The 15562-nt window shown below is 41.2% G+C and carries 18 protein-coding genes; 2 read left to right on the forward strand and 16 right to left on the reverse strand.

Translation table 11 applies throughout. The annotated features are described in order from the left end of the window. Positions 1-15 precede the first annotated feature (15 nt). The 4 genes from QT711_RS00595 to QT711_RS00610 form a co-directional block, all read right to left on the reverse strand. The gene (locus QT711_RS00595) at positions 16-747 is read right to left on the reverse strand and encodes a pseudouridine synthase (RefSeq protein ID WP_317941548.1); all 732 of its coding nucleotides are present in this window, start codon (positions 745-747) and stop codon (positions 16-18) included. A 128-nt stretch (positions 748-875) separates the two neighbouring features. Further along, a complete protein-coding gene (locus QT711_RS00600; RefSeq protein WP_317941549.1) occupies positions 876-1877 on the reverse strand; it encodes a D-alanyl-D-alanine carboxypeptidase family protein in 1002 nt (333 codons plus the stop codon). Beyond that, positions 1874-2485 carry an SMC-Scp complex subunit ScpB gene (gene scpB / locus QT711_RS00605; RefSeq protein WP_317941550.1) on the reverse strand — a complete coding sequence of 204 codons (612 nt, stop codon included), beginning with the start codon at positions 2483-2485 and terminating at the stop codon, positions 1874-1876. The genes QT711_RS00600 and scpB overlap by 4 nt, the downstream gene beginning before the upstream one ends. Then, positions 2469-3233 carry a segregation/condensation protein A gene (locus QT711_RS00610; protein WP_317941551.1) on the reverse strand — a complete coding sequence of 255 codons (765 nt, stop codon included), beginning with the start codon at positions 3231-3233 and terminating at the stop codon, positions 2469-2471. Before QT711_RS00610 ends, scpB begins: the two co-directional genes overlap by 17 nt. A gap of 24 nt (positions 3234-3257) precedes the next feature. Between QT711_RS00610 and QT711_RS00615 the strand changes: the two genes are divergently transcribed. Then, the gene (locus QT711_RS00615; protein WP_317941552.1) at positions 3258-3800 is read left to right on the forward strand and encodes a DUF309 domain-containing protein; all 543 of its coding nucleotides are present in this window, start codon (positions 3258-3260) and stop codon (positions 3798-3800) included. Between the two features lie 13 nt (positions 3801-3813). Here the strand turns inward: QT711_RS00615 and QT711_RS00620 are convergent, their stop codons facing one another. The 12 genes from QT711_RS00620 to QT711_RS00675 all read right to left on the reverse strand — a co-directional run bounded on the left by QT711_RS00620 (position 3814) and on the right by QT711_RS00675 (position 14328). Continuing rightward, on the reverse strand, positions 3814-4179 hold the full coding sequence (locus QT711_RS00620; protein WP_317941553.1) for a GNAT family N-acetyltransferase: 366 nt from the start codon (positions 4177-4179) through the stop codon (positions 3814-3816). A 255-nt stretch (positions 4180-4434) separates the two neighbouring features. Then, positions 4435-5802, reverse strand: a complete 1368-nt coding sequence (gene lysA, locus QT711_RS00625; protein WP_398295257.1) for a diaminopimelate decarboxylase — start codon at positions 5800-5802, stop codon at positions 4435-4437. 22 nt (positions 5803-5824) lie between these two features. Beyond that, the gene (locus tag QT711_RS00630) at positions 5825-7273 is read right to left on the reverse strand and encodes a spore germination protein (RefSeq protein ID WP_317941555.1); all 1449 of its coding nucleotides are present in this window, start codon (positions 7271-7273) and stop codon (positions 5825-5827) included. Positions 7274-7276: 3 nt separating this feature from the next. Next, complete coding sequence (locus QT711_RS00635; RefSeq protein WP_317941556.1) at positions 7277-8065, reverse strand: SigF/SigG family RNA polymerase sporulation sigma factor; 789 nt, start codon at positions 8063-8065, stop codon at positions 7277-7279. A 3-nt stretch (positions 8066-8068) separates the two neighbouring features. Continuing rightward, entirely contained in the window at positions 8069-8515 is a 447-nt protein-coding gene (spoIIAB, locus tag QT711_RS00640) for an anti-sigma F factor (protein WP_317941557.1), read from the reverse strand. Further along, the gene (locus tag QT711_RS00645; RefSeq protein ID WP_317941558.1) at positions 8505-8855 is read right to left on the reverse strand and encodes an anti-sigma factor antagonist; all 351 of its coding nucleotides are present in this window, start codon (positions 8853-8855) and stop codon (positions 8505-8507) included. The genes spoIIAB and QT711_RS00645 overlap by 11 nt, the downstream gene beginning before the upstream one ends. Positions 8856-9142: 287 nt before the next feature. Beyond that, entirely contained in the window at positions 9143-10438 is a 1296-nt protein-coding gene (locus QT711_RS00650) for a pyrimidine-nucleoside phosphorylase (RefSeq protein ID WP_317941934.1), read from the reverse strand. A gap of 14 nt (positions 10439-10452) precedes the next feature. Next, positions 10453-11646: a phosphopentomutase gene (deoB, locus tag QT711_RS00655; protein WP_317941559.1), complete on the reverse strand. Its 1194-nt coding sequence runs from the start codon at positions 11644-11646 to the stop codon at positions 10453-10455. A 39-nt stretch (positions 11647-11685) separates the two neighbouring features. Beyond that, the gene (xerD, locus tag QT711_RS00660) at positions 11686-12585 is read right to left on the reverse strand and encodes a site-specific tyrosine recombinase XerD (RefSeq protein WP_317941935.1); all 900 of its coding nucleotides are present in this window, start codon (positions 12583-12585) and stop codon (positions 11686-11688) included. Between the two features lie 82 nt (positions 12586-12667). Continuing rightward, positions 12668-13126: a ferric iron uptake transcriptional regulator gene (gene fur, locus QT711_RS00665; RefSeq protein WP_317941560.1), complete on the reverse strand. Its 459-nt coding sequence runs from the start codon at positions 13124-13126 to the stop codon at positions 12668-12670. Positions 13127-13215: 89 nt separating this feature from the next. Then, positions 13216-13728 (reverse strand): hypothetical protein, encoded by a 513-nt coding sequence (locus tag QT711_RS00670; protein ID WP_317941561.1) that lies wholly within the window; start codon positions 13726-13728, stop codon positions 13216-13218. 54 nt (positions 13729-13782) lie between these two features. Beyond that, a complete protein-coding gene (locus QT711_RS00675; protein WP_317941562.1) occupies positions 13783-14328 on the reverse strand; it encodes an NUDIX hydrolase in 546 nt (181 codons plus the stop codon). Positions 14329-14572: 244 nt separating this feature from the next. Between QT711_RS00675 and QT711_RS00680 the strand changes: the two genes are divergently transcribed. Then, on the forward strand, positions 14573-15478 hold the full coding sequence (locus QT711_RS00680; RefSeq protein ID WP_317941563.1) for an aldo/keto reductase: 906 nt from the start codon (positions 14573-14575) through the stop codon (positions 15476-15478). The last annotated feature ends 84 nt before the right edge of the window (positions 15479-15562 follow it).

The following is a 15562-nucleotide window of genomic DNA, read 5'->3' on the forward strand; positions in this document are numbered from 1 at the left end:
TTTGTGAACGTTTACTTACCCGAGCTTACCTGTTTCTGCAAGGACACGTAGCTGTTTCACTTCATGGGTTGTCAATTCACGAGCCTCACCAGCATTTAGTCCTGTAGTCGTCAACATCGCAAAGGATTCTCTTCTCAATTTCTGCACAGGCGTACCAATCGCGTCAAACATTCTACGGACTTGTCGGTTTCTACCTTCATGAATCGTAATTTCTACAAGCGCAGTTCCGGTCTTCTTATCAAAAGACTGCATTTTCACTTTCGCTGGAGCTGTCATACCATCTTCAAGTTCAATCCCTCGCTCAAGCTTTTTCAATGCTTCCCGTTGAGGGATCCCTTTTACTTTTGCGACATATTTTTTTTGGATACCGTATTTAGGATGTGTCATCAAATACGAAAAATCACCGTCATTTGTCAGAATGATGATACCGGATGTATCAAAATCTAAACGACCAACCGGAAAAATCCGCTCTTCCACCATTGGTAATAAGTCTAGGACCGTCTTTCTTCCTTTATCATCATGTACGGTTGAAATATACCCTCTAGGCTTGTACAACAAATAATAGACGAATTGCTCCTTTACGAGTTCAACCCCTTCAACTTCTACACGGTCTGTCCGTGTCACTTTTGTGCCTAATTCAGTCACAATCTTTCCGTTCACTTTCACTTTTCCTTCAACAATGAGTGTTTCAGCTTTCCTTCGTGATGCAACACCTGCTTGAGCCAAAACTTTCTGTAATCTTTCCAACTCGTCACCCTCTTTCTACCTCAAAAAATTATGTCACATTTTCATGCAAATGAAAAGAAGACCGACCTCATACTCGTCAGTCTTCCCGAAATAGATTTGTCAAACACATCACATACAGAATGATGCGGTTATTTTTTTATTTGAATCGGAGCAGAAATGAGCATTTCATTGTTTAATGAAACAGTCCACGTTCCTTTACGCTTACCGTGCTGATCCCTTGGAATGTAGACAACATGTGACACTTGTTCAATTTCATCTTTTCGTAATAGCAAGCGAATGGGTTTATCGATCTCCCCAATAATGCCCGGCAGTATTTTGTATTTACCTTTTTTTGCAACGGTTACGAGTTTGTACTCCGCAAAAGTCTTGTTCGCGAGATGTTCATGCGTGTTCCAATCATTCCCATTATTCAGTGTGACAACGATGACTTTCTTACCATCTTTTTCAAAATAGGTTGCTAGCGTCCGGCCAGCCGCTTTCGTAAAGCCTGTCTTGCCCGCAATTACGTTTGGATTAGAATGAATGAGTCGGTGCTTATTTCTCCATCCTCTTACATCATCACCTTTGCGGTAAACAAAATTCTCAGCAGACGCTATCTTCTTGAATTCCTCATTTTGCATTGCGTAGTATAGCATGAGAGCTGTTTCATATGCCGTTGAAAGGTGTTCTTCATGGTGCAAACCAGAAGGATTTCTGAATGTCGTCTGCTCTAATCCATATAACTTCGCTTTCTCATTCATATGATCAATGAATCCTTCGGCAGAACCGCCAGCTGATTCAGCAAGCGCAAATGCTGCATCATTTCCAGACCGTAACATCAACCCGTACAGCAATGCTTCGCTGCTAATCGTACTGCCTTGTTCCAAATAGATCGATGATCCTTCAGCAGAAGCAGCCTCAGGTGAAATGGTGATTTCTTCTTCAACAGAACCACTTTCGATAAATGTTAACGCGGTCCAGATCTTTGTGAGACTCGCTATTGGTAATTGTAAATTTTCATTGGATCCGTCTAATAATCTACCCGTTTCAGCATCGATGACTGCCCATGCACTTCCACCTGCAAAAGCTTGTTTTGGTTGATGGATGAGCAGTATCGATAGGATGAGGACAAAACAGATTGTCCGTTTCACTCATTCGTTCCTCCTTCTCCTGTTAGTTCAAATGCTTCCTGGAATTTGGTCATAAATAAATCCGTATCACCGAACGATTCTTCATCGTCTTCAGCAAGTGGCGGTAACTTATCGATGGATTCTAATCCAAATCGATCTAAAAACAAATCGGTTGTTCCATACAAAATAGGACGACCACTACTTTCCAGTCTCCCTTTTTCCATTACAAATCCTTTAGCAACGAGCGTTTGAATGGGCCCATCTGACTTTACACCTCTTAAATCATCAATTTCCACTCGCGTTACTGGCTGTTTGTATGCAATAATGGCTAGCACTTCAAGAGAAGCTTGTGTAATGGAGTTGCGTGACGGATTTTCCAACATACGTACTATATCATCTGCATATTCCGCTTTTGTGACAAGACGATACGAGCCACCATACATTCTGACGGTGATGCCAGCATCATATCTGTTTTCATAACTTTTACGTAATTGTTCTGCGGTTTGAGCTGCAATCTCTTTTTCCGTTTGTAATAGGACTGCCAGTTGGTTTAACGTCAACCCCTCATCCCCAGCAATAAACAGAAAACTCTCCAGCATTCCTAACATGCGATCATTCAATGTTTCCATTGTCGTCCTCCGTTCCTACTTGAATCATCATTCTAGCAAAATTCCCTTCCTGCTTGACAACTATGTCCATTCGCTTCATCAGCTCCAAAAGTGACAGGAAAGTTACAACAAGATCTTCAACATCCCCATCGTCAAACAATGCTTCAAAATCACATCTTCCACCTAACCGTTCGAGCAAGGTCATGATTGAATCCATCTTTTCACTTACAGATCGTTCAGATTTCATAATACTTGCAGATAATGGTGCTCGAAGTTTTTTTCTTTCTAACATCTTTTGAAAAGCGCTAATCAAGTCAAAAACATTCAGTTTCTCATCAGATTCAACAACTGCCACTTCTCCATAACCAGACAAATCCTCAGGAAGTTTTGTGAAGTGGACCGCACGATCATCAGCAGATTCTTTTAAGGAATTCGCTGCTTCTTTATATTTCTTATACTCAATCAATCTTGCAACTAGTTCATCTCGCGGGTCTTCCTCTAAATCGAATGTGCCTGCTTCATCCAATGCTTCCTCTTCATGGATTGGCAATAACATCTTACTCTTAATTTCGAGTAATGTAGCGGCCAACACTAAGTATTCACTTAGTTCATCGAGTTCCAATACCCGCATTGCATGTAGATGTTCTATGTATTGACTTGTCAATTCGGCCATTGGAATATCATAGATATCAATTTCAAGTCGGTTAATTAAATGTAATAATAGATCAAGAGGACCTTCAAAAGCCTCCAGCTTTACGCTATATGTCATAACAATTTCCTCCGCGCTTCAAAAATGAATTTAACATTGAAAGGAATGATTCGTTTGCATCCTTATCATCATCCACTATTTTGTAAGTTTATTGTTTATTTTAATTGCAATCAAGACTATTTTGAATGTCACGAAGTACTAGAAGAATATTGGAAGTCTATTACACCTTGTACAAAAGAGCATCCACTTACAGGCTTCATTCAACTCTCTACGAGTCTGTATCATTGGAGGAGAGAGAATTTTTCAGGCGCCTATCGAACAATGGTGAAAGCAGAGCAAAAGTTAAGCCGTTTGTCGCAATATGATAACCGTTATACGGAAGAAATTGATGTCAATCATTTACTCGAGCATATACATTCAAGCCTAAAAAAAATCGAGAATGCCGGAACTTTCTCACCTTTCGTCATAAAGGTGACCTCGAGCAACTTGTCTACGTTACTTCAGACAACCGTAGATGGCATGCAGCTTCTTCCTATGAACAGTGATGCTGTCATTCATAAACATATGCTAAGAAACCGTTCAGATATTCTAGCAGAACGCGAAAAGAAAAAGGGCAGACCACGATGATCTGCTCCTTTTCCTATTCCGCATCATTTTCCTTAGGTAAACACTTGCTTAAAAAGGATTGTGTATATTCGTTACTTTTGCACACCAAATCGGGAAAAAGTTCGTTCAGTATCAAAATCATTTCGCTCCCGACACCCTCTCCTCGAAACGAAGGGTTAACTGACAAGTGCATAACGGTATACGAGTCTTCGTCCAATGTGATTCCGACAAGACCGATAAAATCCTCACCTTTCTTCAGAAGATATAACTGCCAGTCTTCATCATTTTCGTATTGATGAACCATTTCCTGAAGTTTTTTTACAGCTTTTTCTCCCGGCATATAGGAAAGCAAGCCCATGGCAATTTTTTCATACGCCTTCTTGTATCGTAAAAGCATCATTGGAATCCCTTCTTTTCAAAAAATCCTACTATTCTTAGCTGATAACCACATCATGCTGTGAAGATTTGTAATTGCTGTCATTTCAAATCATCTACATATCGTAAAAATTATCGTACATGATTGCTGACGATTTTTCAATGAGCGGGATAGGTTATTTATCTAACAAAGCAAAAGGGGCAATAAAGTACCAGTATACAGCTCCCCAAATTATGCCCGTTAGTACGATGAATGAAAACAACCAAATATTACGTTTTCTCATTTCACATTTTCCGATTCAATTTGTTGTAAAGGAATGTCAAGCTTAACAAGGTCTTCATATGTTTCTCTCCGGACAACCAATTGGTGTTTACCATCTTCACAAAATACAATCGCCGGCTTGGCTAACCTGTTGTAATTGCTTGCCATTGCATATGTGTAGGCACCCGTACAGAAAATTGCTATTAAATCTCCTTCAACCGGTTCAGCAAGATAGGTGTCTTCAATTAACTTGTCACCTGATTCACAACATTTCCCCGCAATTGTCACTTTATCCGAATGGGGGTCCATCATCCGATTAGCTGAGACAGCTGTGTATTTTGCACCATAGAGTGCTGGACGGATATTATCGGACATTCCTCCATCAACCGCCACATACGTCCTAAGTCCCGGAACCAGTTTTGTACTTCCGGTTGTATAAAGCGTCGTCCCCGCATCCCCCACTAACGATCGACCTGGCTCAATCCAAACCTCAGGTAATGGGTAGTTATGCTTGCGTGTCATTGACAGGACAACATTTTCCATTTCCTCCACGTAGGCAGCAGGTTGAAGAGGTTTATCTTCAGCAGTATAGCGTATGCCAAACCCCCCACCTAGGTTCAACACAGGACAGACAAATTTAAATTTCTCTCGCCATTCGACCATTTTTTCCATTAGTACTTCTGCAGCGAACCTGAATGCATCCGTTTCAAAAATTTGTGATCCAATATGACAATGCATACCGAGTACAGTCAAAAAGGGGTGATTATACAATTTTAAAAACGCATCATCTGCTTGGCCATTTTTCAAGTCAAATCCAAACTTAGAATCTTCTTGTCCAGTCGTAATGTAATCATGTGTGGATGCATGTACACCAGGAGTTACACGCAAGAGCACATTCATTTTTTCTTTACGTGATTCAGAAATTTGCTTCAACCATTCGATTTCCAAGAAATTATCAACAACGATACATCCGATTTTCTCGTCAAAAGCATACTGTAATTCGGAATAACTTTTGTTGTTTCCGTGAAAATGAATCCGTTCACGCGGAAAGTCTGCAGCAACTGCCGTATACAATTCTCCCCCAGAAACGACATCTAAAGAGAGGTCCAGTTGCTTTGCCACTTCATAAATCGCAATTGAAGAGAACGCCTTGCTTGCATAGGCAACTTGTGCCGTTATGCCCGCTTTTTTAAACGTCTCTTTAAAAGCTTTTGCTCGTTCTCTGAACAGTGCAATGTCGTACACAAGTAACGGGGTACCATATATATTTGCCAAATCGACAGTATCTACCCCACCAATCGTCAAATGCCCTAAATTATTTACAGATTGAGTACCGTAAAGATGCATATTCCATTCCTCCAAGTCATATAGATAAAACTTTATCATACCTGAAAGGTTGGAAGCAATCTTATGAAAGCCTATCCCGGTTCGGCGACTTCGTGATGTATGGTCGAGGTGCGTCGTTCGTCATTGGGTAACGTATTAATACCCGCTTCATTGCCTCCGGGAAAAATGGTACAGCTGGCCATAAATAAGGTGTACCTAACGGCTTTAATGACGCTAAATAGTAAAACAGGACAACTATACTTAAGAAGAAGCCAGCCGCTCCAAAAAGGGCTGTACAAATTAAGATAAACAACCTAAAAATCTTTGTTGTAATACTTAATTCAAACGACGGGATTGCGAATGTGAAAATCGCGCTGACTGCCACGTACAAAATTACTTCAGCCGTAAACAATCCGACATCGATCGCAACTTGTCCAATTACGATCGCTGCAACAAGTCCCATTGCTGTTGACATGGGGGTTGGCGTATGAATAGCCGCCATTCTCAACACTTCAATCCCGACATCCGCTATGAACAATTGAAGAAATAGAGGCACCGATCCCGGATCATTTGGTCCGATGAAACTAATGGAGACCGGTAAATACTGTTGATAAGTAGATAATAAATACCATAAAGGTAGTAGAAATAAACTCAACGAAGCACCAAGTAGCCGAATCCACCTTACAAACGTTCCGATAAAAGGTGCTTGTCGGTATTCTTCAGCGTGTTGCAGGTGGTGAAAGACTGTGGTAGGGACAAGAATGACCGACGGGGACGTATCGACGATGACTGCGATATGGCCCTCCAATAAATGCGCAGCACAAATATCGGGTCGCTCTGTATAACGGACGAAGGGCATTGGATGAAACCTTTGTTTGAATAGGAATTCTTCTAACGATTTATCTGCCATCGTCAAACCATCCGTTTTAATTTCATCCAATCTTTCACGTATATAAGAAAGATGCTCTTCGTTAGCAGCACCTTTCATAAATGTGATCGCTACATCTGTCTTCCCGTTTAGCGAAGTCTGATGCATCTCAAATCGTAAATCCTCTGTCCTTAACCTTCTTCTAACAAGGGCAGTGTTTTGAATGATATTTTCTGTAAATCCGTCTCGCGCACCGCGAATCACTTTTTCAGTATCCGGCTCTTCAGGGGATCTGCCCGGATAGCTTCGAACATCTGCTAAGAACGTATAGCCATCCGGTAAAATGAAACAAACTTGGCCGCTTAACAGATTGTTTAATAACTTTTCCTTGTCATCTACATCCGCTAATGCATGATAAGGGAAATAAGTGAGGAACGCCTCTGGATCATCACGATATTTCGTCTTATCGTTGTACGACTCTTGCATTTCTGTCAAAAGCGTCGTCAGTGTCAAACCGTCAATAAGACCATTGATATACAGTACGACGACCGGCATTCCCCATAAATGTACACTTTTCGCAGTAGCATCAAATGTTTCATTCGTACCGAACTTACTTTGAAACCATTCTTCGCCGTCTTTCATAGATGTAAATAACTTTGACATGTTTTAATCCGTCCTCACTTTACAGTCACTTTCTTCTGGTTGTGCACTCATCCATGTCTTTAACTGGGCTAAAATCTTCTTTTCTAATCGCGACACTTGCACTTGTGATATGCCAATCCGTTCCGCAATATCACTTTGTGTGTAATCTAAGTAATAACGCATATAAATAATCGTTTGATCCCTCTTACTCAGCTTAGATACAACATCGCGCAAAGGGATATGGTCAAAAAACCGCTCCGATCGATCATCTTTTAATTGATCCATCAATGTTAAGCTGTCCCCTTCACTTTCATACAATTGTTCATGAAGAGAAGCAGGATCTCGCAAAGCATCTGAAGCTAGAATGATTTCGTCGACTGTCACATCCAACACTTCTGCAATTTCTGTTACTGAAGGAGAACGGCCATGCTGTTTAATGTAATGATCTGTCGCATGACGGATTTTAAAACTCAACTCTCGAATCGAGCGACTCACTTTCACCATACCATCGTCTCTAAGGAAACGTTGGATTTCTCCGACAATCATCGGCACTGCGTAAGTTGAAAACTTGACATCGTAAGATAAATCAAACTTATCAATGGATTTCATGAGACCGATGCATCCGATTTGGAATAAATCTTCCAAGTCAGCGCCTCTAGATGCGAAACGTTGGACAATTGACCATACTAATCTTGTATTGCCTTCGACCATCATTCGTCTTGCTTCTTTGTCACCTTCCTGGGATTCTTTGATGAGTTCCCTCATCTTGTCTTGAGACAACAACGCATCTTGTCTTTCAACAGATGTATCCATCGGTCACCTCATTCTGCTTGCTTCCGTAACCGGAGAAAACGTTTTCTCAAATCGCACAATTGTCCCACTGCCAACAGTAGATTCAACAGAAAGGTTTTCAGAGAAGCTTTCCATAATTGTAAAGCCCATTCCTGAACGTTCCATTAAAGGCTTTGTTGTAAACATTGGTTCCATTGCTTGTTCTACATCAAATATCCCTTCGCCTTTATCTTCAACTGTCATACGCACTTTTGAACCGTCTATTGTTGCGTGAATTGTGACAATACTTTCGCCGTCACAGTTATAGCCATGGATAATTGCATTTGTGACAGCTTCCGAAACAATCGTTTTGAATTCAGAAATCTCTTCAATTGTCGGATCGAGCGGTGTAATAAAACATGTCATCGCCATCCTAGCCAACGCTTCATTCTCTTCAATTGCGACAAATGATAATGTCATCTCATTTCTCATGTAAAACCCCTCCGATTTCACCAAGTACACTGTCCACCGAGCCATGTCGAATGCTTGAGCCTAAGCCGGAAAAATTAAAGATTTTCTCCATTGTGGAAGATGGATTCAAAATGATCGTCTCACCTTTGTAGGGCGCTAAATCACGCATCCTTCCAAGAATGAGCCCGATTCCCGCGCTATCCATAAAACTGAGATTGCTCAAATCCCATACAATTCCTTTTATTGCTCCGGTAAAAATGGATGATGATATGGTCGATCGAATCCTATTTGCCTCTAAATTGTCCAGTTCTCCCATCAATGTTACGATTACAAACCCATCAATTTGAATAATATCAGCCATGCTGAATCCCTCCTTCTTGCGGAACATTCAACATGTAATCAGCAAAATCCTTCTAGTCGACATAACTAGTCATCCAATTCTTAAAACTACGCATTTTCGACATGATTTTTGTATCGCTATCAGCTTATCCATTTTAAGGACCGTTTACACATGAAAGGATAAAACATTCTCATTAGTTGGCAAAACTACTAAGTGCATTTAGATTGTTACTTAAGTGCTTGCACTCAAAAAACGCCTAGCTCCTATAAGTTTAGGAACTAGGCGTTTGCACGATGAATACTGGATAATTATCCGATTGCTTTTATGATTAATGCAGGTTTAGTTTGAACTTCCTCAGTAATATGAATATGATTTTGTAACATGCTAATCGTTTTCTCTACATTTTCATTGTTTGAATGGATGATTGCTAACGGTTCACCTTCGACAACAGCATCACCTATTTTCTTAGTCAGCACAATACCTACTGCCAAGTCAATTGTATCCTCTTTCGTCGCTCTTCCAGCACCAAGCATCATCGCAGCTACACCAATATCATCCGCATCCATTTGGGAAATCGTGCCTGACTTCAGTGCAGGTACTTCAATTTGAAAGTCCGCTTGAGCTAATAGCGAAGGATCATGGATGATTTTGCTGTCACCGCCTTGCTCCTCAATCATACGACCGAATAATTCGAGTGCAGACCCATCTTGTATGACCGCTTCAAGCATCTGACGTGCTTCTTCCTCAGACTCGGCTTTGCCACCAGCAACAATCATCTTACTCCCTAGCACATAGCAAAGTTCTGTTAAATCTTCAGGCCCTTCACCTTTTAATGTATCAATTGCCTCTTTTACTTCTAAGGCGTTACCGATCGCATAACCTAGGGGTTGACTCATATCCGAAATGACTGCCATTGTATGGCGGCCTACTTGTTCACCAATTGCTACCATGGAGTTTGCTAATGCTTCTGCGTCTTCAATCGTCTTCATGAATGCTCCATCCCCTGTCTTCACATCGAGGACAATTGCATTCGCGCCTGCAGCAATTTTCTTACTCATGATGGAGCTGGCAATTAACGGGATACTATTCACTGTCGCTGTTACATCGCGTAATGCGTACAATTTCTTATCCGCTGGTGTCAGATTGCCACTTTGTCCGATAACCGCAAGCTTTAACTCGTTTACTTGTTTAACGAACTGATCTTCTGTCAACTCAATGTGGAAACCTTCAATTGCTTCTAGTTTGTCGAGCGTACCTCCAGTATGCCCTAGGCCCCTTCCGCTCATCTTTGCGACAGGTACACCACACGCAGCAACGAGTGGCGCTAAAATGAGTGTTGTTGTATCTCCTACACCACCCGTAGAGTGTTTGTCCACTTTAATCCCATTAATTGCTGAGAGATCTATTTGGTCACCGGATTGCACCATCGCTAATGTTAAATGACCTTGTTCTTCTGCTGTCATGCCATTGAAATAGATGGCCATTAGTAACGCACTTACTTGATAATCAGGGATTGTCTCGTTCGTGTATCCATCGATAAAGAATGCAATTTCTTCTTTGGACAGCTCTTCGCCATCCCGCTTTTTCTCGATAATATCTACCATTCTAAACAAAGCAATCACACCTTCTCTTGTAATAAATGTAAGAAGCTTTCGCCATATGCAGGTTTTTTCACATCAAAATTGTCAGCAATCGTTGCTCCAATATCAGCAAACGTTTTGCGCAATGGTAATTCCCCACCTTCTTTGAACAAAGGAGAATAAATGAGTAGCGGAACGAATTCTCTTGTATGATCCGTACCTTCGTGCGTCGGGTCATTTCCATGATCTGCAGTAATAATGAGTAAGTCGTCCTCTTGCAACGCTTCCATTATTTCCGGTAATCTAGCGTCAAATTCTTGTAAGGCAACTCCATATCCGATTGGGTCTCGACGGTGTCCAAATAATGCATCGAAGTCCACGAGATTTGTAAAACTCACCCCGTTAAATTGTTGCTTCATCACATCAAGTAGTTTGTCGACCCCGTCCATATTACTCACTGTTCTCACTGCCGATGTCACACCTTCACCATTAAAAATATCTGCAATTTTACCAACGGCAATGACATCTTTACCGTCATCCTTCAATTCATTCATGACGGTTCTTTCAAAAGGTTTAAGGGCATAATCATGTCGATTCGTCGTTCTTGTAAAGTTGCCAGGTTCACCAACGAATGGTCGAGCTATGATTCGACCGACTAAGTATTCAGGTTGTAATGTGATTTCGCGAGCAATCTCACAAATCCGGTATTGTTCTTCGATGGGAATAATGTCTTCGTGTGCTGCAATTTGAAGAACAGGGTCAGCGGACGTATAGACAATAATTGCTCCCGTTTTCATATGCTCTTCACCGAGTTCGTCAATAATAGCAGTCCCACTCGCCGGTTTATTGCCAATAACTTTTCGTCCCGTTCGGTTTTCTAACTCCTCCACTAACGACTGAGGAAATCCATCTGGGTAAACTTTAAACGGTTTGTCAATGTTAAGACCCATCATCTCCCAGTGGCCAGTCATCGTGTCTTTGCCAACAGAAGCTTCTTGCATTTTGCCATATAAGCCTATCGGATTCGTTTCAATGTTAATCCCTTTTACTTCTTTTATGTTTGATAGCCCTAAACGACCTGCGTTCGGCATATGTAACCCATCCATTTTTTCAGCAATGTGGCCGAGCGTATCTGCACCTTTATCCCCAAACAAATGGGCATCAGGAGCTTCGCCGATACCTACAGAATCTAGTACAATTAAATGAACACGGTTGAATTGTTTTTTTTCCATTTTAAATACCTCCTGATTTTTTCAATGACCTCTACACAATCATGCGCGAGGATGAAATTTCACATACACATCTTTTAGTCTCGTCTTGCTTACGTGTGTATAAATTTGCGTTGTTGAGATATCTGCATGCCCAAGCATCTCTTGTACAGCTCGTATGTCTGCCCCATTTTCAATGAGGTGTGTCGCAAATGAATGACGCAATATATGCGGCGTCAGTCCTTGTTGTATACCCGCTTTTGCAGCATGTCCTTTAAGGATTTTCCAGCATCCTTGTCTTGTCAATCTCGTTCCTCGCATATTTACGAAATAAGCATCCGAATTTTTAGCTTTAGCGATCAATTGGGGTCGAACTTCATTTACATATATTGTACACGCTTTGATCGCACTCCCGCCAAGTGGGACAATCCGCTCTTTCCGTCCTTTACCGAACACACGTACAAACCCCATTGATAGATGAATATCTTCAAGGTTCAAATCAATTAATTCACTAACACGCATTCCTGTACCATATAACATCTCCAACAAAGCAAGGTCTCTTTTCCCTTGTGGTTTACTTGTGTCCGGCATGGAAATCAGCTTGTCTATTTCAGAGACAGACAGCATATTTGGTAGCTTTTGATCGAGTTTTGGCATCTCTAAATGTACTGTCGGATCTTCTGTTGCCACTTTTTCTCTCAATAGAAATTGATGAAAAGAACGGATGGAAGAAATATGACGAGCAATAGTTCTTGAAGATTTCCCTGCATCTTTTAAATGTTGTAAAAAGAGTATGATACTTGGGCGGTCAATACTATCGATTGAAGTGACACCGTTTCTTTCCAATGAATCCATATAGTCTGTTAAATCTCTCTTGTAAGAAGTGATTGTATTTTCAGTTAGTTGACGTTCTACTTTAAGAAAATGAATATAATCCTCTAAAGCGTATCTCCCATCCTTCATAGCAAGCAGGTATTGGTCAGCATACCTTTCCACCCTTTCATGTACAAATGACAAAAGGGACAGCAACAGGCCATCCCTCACTTCACTTTTTGTTGTCATTCCCACTGGTTTTGCAACTTTGACAAATCCCATGAAAAGTTAACCAGTGATCTTTAATATTGAAGCCATAGCGACTTTCGACAATTTTTTCGACATCACCAAGAAGGTCTTCTTGTATTTCCGCAACCTTCCCACACTCTATACAAATGAGGTGATGATGAAAACGCGATGCACCTTCCTGACGAAGATCGTAACGTGAAACGCCATCGCCAAAATTGATTTTATCTACAATTTTCAGCTCTGTTAATAATTCTAACGTACGATACACTGTCGCAAGTCCGATTTCAGGCGCTTTCTCTTTAACGAGTAAAAACACATCTTCAGCACTTAAATGATCTTCTTCGTTTTCAAGTAGAACCATGACCGTAGCTTCACGCTGAGGCGTCAACTTATAGCTGGCCCCGTGCAGTTGCTTCTTAATCCGTTCAATCCGGCTCTCCATATGACGCCCCCCCTCAACACACTACAGACATTATAGCAAAAGGGTCATCAATGTGACAACAGAAAGGAAACATTTGACGTGTATGTCACTTAGCGTACAAAGAAATGATAGATTGTCATCTCTATAAGTATAATGACTAAATAGACACCGACAATGACCGGAATTGCTTGTACATTTCGCTGTTTCTTAGCAATCCGTTGAAAATAAGGCGGGCTTAATACAATACAATAGAGCAAAAACAGCATACAAATAAGCATCTGGAATGGAAACCACCAAATTGTATAAGTGACCAGTTTCATACCAGAGGCAAGTAAATAAGAGGAAGACAAACCGAACAACACACATTTCATCGCCCCGATCAATAAAACAACGTAGCCCGACTTTGCATTCATGGACAAAAGAAAGACGACTAGTAGAAATCCTACTAACGTAAATAGAGGTCTTGCCAAAGCTCCATCTGCTAACGCTACAACTCGAGGATCAAAAAATCCAATTAGTTTCTCTGATGCTGTTACCGGTACTTCACGAAACAATAATGCTCCACCGATATATCCAACTGCTAGTATGATAAATAGATGAATAAAAGATAAAGAACGGACCATAGGCTTCACCTCCGCATCGTTTATACAACGTATGCTTGTCCGTTCTAAAATAGTTCACTGTTTTAAAAGATTTTTTGCGAAAAGTACAGCAAATGCCGTTTTGGCGTCGTAAATACGCTCATCAACTAGCATTTGTTCTGCTTCTTCTATTGTACATTCGATCAAATGAATAAATTCATCCTCATCTCCCTCGGCAGGTTTTTCAACCTTCTCCAACCCTCGCGCAATATATAGATGAATGATTTCATTTGCAAAACCGGGAGATGTGGCAAATGACTGTAAATAGGTGAACTGGTCAGATCGATACCCTGTCTCTTCTTCCAACTCACGTATTGCCGTAATCTCCTTCGATTCCCCAGGCTCTATTTTGCCAGCAGGTATTTCAACGAGTGAACGATTTAGTGCTTTCCGATACTGCTCTACAAACACAATTTTACCGTCATTCGTTATCGGAAGAATGGCAACTGCCCCTGGATGATCGACAAGCTCTCTCTTCGCCCATTTCCCATCCGGCAACTCCACTTCTTCAACACGAAGAGAAATCACCTTCCCTTCATATAAAGTAGTTGACGTTAACGTCTTCTCCTCAAATCTATCCATTACAACCCCTCCAAAACAAGCAAGAATCTTTTACTTCTAACAAACACATTGTACCATGTAACAAAAGCGAAGGGCGCTTGTTCAGCCCCGACAGGCATAAGACGGATTCGCGAAACGGCGTTCTTTGCCGTGCAGCGAAGCTGACTTATGACCCGAGGGGCTAGCGCCCGCAGCTGGATGTAACAAAAGCGGAGGGCGCTTGATCAGGCCTCACTGCATATTAATCAAAAGCGGAGGTGTTCATATGAAGAAAAGAGAATTAGGAAAAAGCGGAATCTATGTGTCCGAGTTAAGCTTAGGGTGCATGTCGCTTCCTCATGATGAGCAAGAAGGAAAAAATATCATTGATGCTGCAATTCATGCCGGTATTAATTTTTTCGACACTGCCGATTTATATAGTAATGGTAGAAACGAGTCGGTTGTCGGCACAGCATTAAAAGGTCGAAGGGACGAGATTATTCTTTCGACAAAAGTAGGAAATCGAAGAATCCCCGGTGAGGAAGGTTGGCGGTGGGATCCTTCAAAGTCTTACATTATGGAAGCAGTAAAAGACAGCCTCTTGCGTTTAGGAACGGATTACATTGATTTGTATCAATTGCATGGTGGGACAATGGAAGATGAGGTCGATGAAACAATTGACGCTTTTGAAACGTTGAAAAAGGAAGGGATCATCAGACAATACGGGATTTCTTCCATTCGTCCAACGGTCATTCAGCGTTTCTTATCCGATAGCTCTGCAGTCGCTGTCATGATGCAATACAGTATGCTTGATCGGCGTCCAGAAGAATACTTTTCACTTATAGCAAACTACGGTGCTTCCCTTCTTACACGTGGCACACTTGCAAAAGGATTATTGACTACCGAAGGACTTCAGCGCCTAAACGAAACAAAAGGTTTTGGAGCGTACGAGCTAGAAGCTTTAAAAGAAACGGTTACCGCTATCCATTCCTTAACCGATGATATACACACAGCAGCCATCAAGTTTAACTTAGCACAACCGATTGTTGCTTCTACAGTAATTGGTGCAAGTACAACTGAACAATTGCTTGATTCCATAAACGCCAATGACAAGGAAATTGACCCGTACACTTACAAATCCATTGAATCTTTACTAAAAGTTCATCAGTATGATCAGCATCGTTTGAACTGACATGCAATCTCTTCGTAACAAAATTGTAATGATTAGAGTATCGCTTAAAGGGTATCTAACTACTAAGCAAGAATAAAAATTACA

Origin of the sequence: Sporosarcina saromensis (genome assembly GCF_033253735.1) — a bacterium.
GTDB classification, from domain to species: Bacteria; Bacillota; Bacilli; order Bacillales_A; family Planococcaceae; genus Sporosarcina; species Sporosarcina saromensis.